This is a genomic window from Pseudarthrobacter albicanus (assembly GCF_018224015.1).
GTDB lineage: Bacteria > Actinomycetota > Actinomycetes > Actinomycetales > Micrococcaceae > Arthrobacter > Arthrobacter albicanus.
The window spans coordinates 1-1,744 of the sequence record NZ_JAGPOT010000143.1 but is presented as its reverse complement, the minus strand read 5'-3'; the positions used below and the strand labels follow the sequence as shown (position 1 = coordinate 1,744).

The 1,744-nt window shown below is 63.2% G+C and carries 3 protein-coding genes; 1 reads left to right on the top strand and 2 read right to left on the bottom strand.

The features are described from left to right. Positions 1-244 precede the first annotated feature (244 nt). A complete protein-coding gene (locus J9611_RS20665; protein ID WP_372447826.1) occupies positions 245-448 on the top strand; it encodes a VOC family protein in 204 nt (67 codons plus the stop codon). 335 nt (positions 449-783) lie between these two features. On the opposite strand, the gene J9611_RS20660 is transcribed toward J9611_RS20665, so the two are convergent. Together J9611_RS20660 and pdxS are read right to left on the bottom strand one after the other, a co-directional pair. Beyond that, a complete protein-coding gene (locus J9611_RS20660) occupies positions 784-1,002 on the bottom strand; it encodes a hypothetical protein (protein WP_211882992.1) in 219 nt (72 codons plus the stop codon). Between the two features lie 3 nt (positions 1,003-1,005). Next, the coding region (pdxS, locus tag J9611_RS20655) for a pyridoxal 5'-phosphate synthase lyase subunit PdxS (RefSeq protein ID WP_211882990.1) at positions 1,006-1,744 on the bottom strand (739 nt) is incomplete at its 5' end.

Genomic DNA, 1,744 nt, shown 5'->3' with positions numbered 1-1,744 from the left:
GCGATGCGTGCGTGACTACGAACGGCTGCCGGCCCACCACGAGGCCATGGTCCGGTGGACCATGATCAGAATCACCAGCAAGCGGCTGGCCAAGCAGGTTTAGGAACAGGCTCTAAGGCGGTTCCGCGCAGCCGCTCCGGAATCGCCTGGCCACCAGCCTTGAAACAGGCAACGTTCGAAGACTGGCGGACTTCGATAGTTCAGTAAGCGCCGGGGGTCGGAGTTGCGCCGTAGGGCGACGGACATGGAATTCCGCCTCGAGGTCGTCCAGGTGCCCGTCTCCGACGTGGGCCGGCCCAAAACCTTCTACACCGACAACCTCGGTTTCGTCCTCGATCACGACGTCGAACACATCCCCGGAATGCGGGTGGTCCAGCTCACCCTGCCGGGTTCGTCCGCGTCCGTCGTCATCGGAACCGGACCGGCCCCCCTCAGCCGCCGTCTCTAAGTGAGAGACAACTATCCATAACGGCCGTTCTGTCGTGTTCCCGATATAGAGCTACTGGGGCAGTCTTGCAACCAGAGGCATGGGAGACATGTCAATGAGACGCCCTGTGTCTGCGACAGCCCACAGATCAAAATGGTTTCCTATCTTGCCGCGCAACTGAATCTCATGTGCGAGGTATTCAAACAGCGTTGTAAGACAATTCAGAGGCGGAGATGACCAGGCTTATCGGATATGCGCGGGCGTTTGCCACGTCATAGGAGGCGGCAAACTTGTGGGGATCGGGCTGCCGGATTGCCGCCGTTCCTCCGTGAGAGTGACTTTGGCGTGGAATGCGGTCAGAGCACCCATGCTTCGTAGTCTTGGACTTTGTCAATCATCTTTCGGGGACTGTTGCCTTCCTGGGCGAGCCAGAGGACGTTGGAATCCTGCGTGGCGTGGTCAACGCGGCCTATACGAGCGGGGTCTCCCTCCCGCCGTATTTCAACTGTTGCTCCGATCAGGTGGTACCAGTCGTCACGGCGGATCGCCATCGGGGTGTCCTTTCCTTGGGGCATTTTCTACCAGCCGCGCTCGGCGAGGCGGTGGGGCTGCGGGATCTCGTCGACGTTGATGCCGACCATCGCTTCGCCCAGCCCGCGGGAGGCCTTGGCGATCTCGTCGGGGTCATCGAAGAAGGTGGTGGCCTTCACGACGGCGGCGGCACGCTGGGCCGGGTTGCCGGACTTGAAGATGCCGGAGCCGACAAACACGCCGTCCGCACCGAGCTGCATCATCATGGCCGCGTCCGCCGGGGTGGCGATCCCGCCGGCGGTGAACAGGACCACGGGGAGCTTGCCGGACGCGGCAACTTCCTTGACCAGTTCGTACGGGGCCTGCAGTTCCTTGGCGGCGACGTACAGCTCGTCCTCGGCCATGCCGGCCAGCTTCTTGATCTCGGCGCGGATCTGGCGCATGTGGCCCGTGGCGTTGGAGACGTCCCCGGTGCCGGCCTCGCCCTTGGAGCGGATCATGGCCGCGCCCTCATTGATGCGCCGCAGGGCCTCACCGAGGTTGGTCGCGCCGCAGACGAAGGGAACGGTGAATTTCCACTTGTCGATGTGGTTGGTGTAGTCCGCCGGGGTCAGGACCTCGGACTCGTCGATGTAGTCCACGCCGAGCGACTGCAGGACCTGGGCCTCGACGAAGTGGCCGATCCTGGCCTTCGCCATGACCGGCACGGACACGGCGTCGATGATCTTGTCGATCATGTCCGGGTCCGACATGCGGGACACGCCGCCCTGGGCGCGGATATCGGCC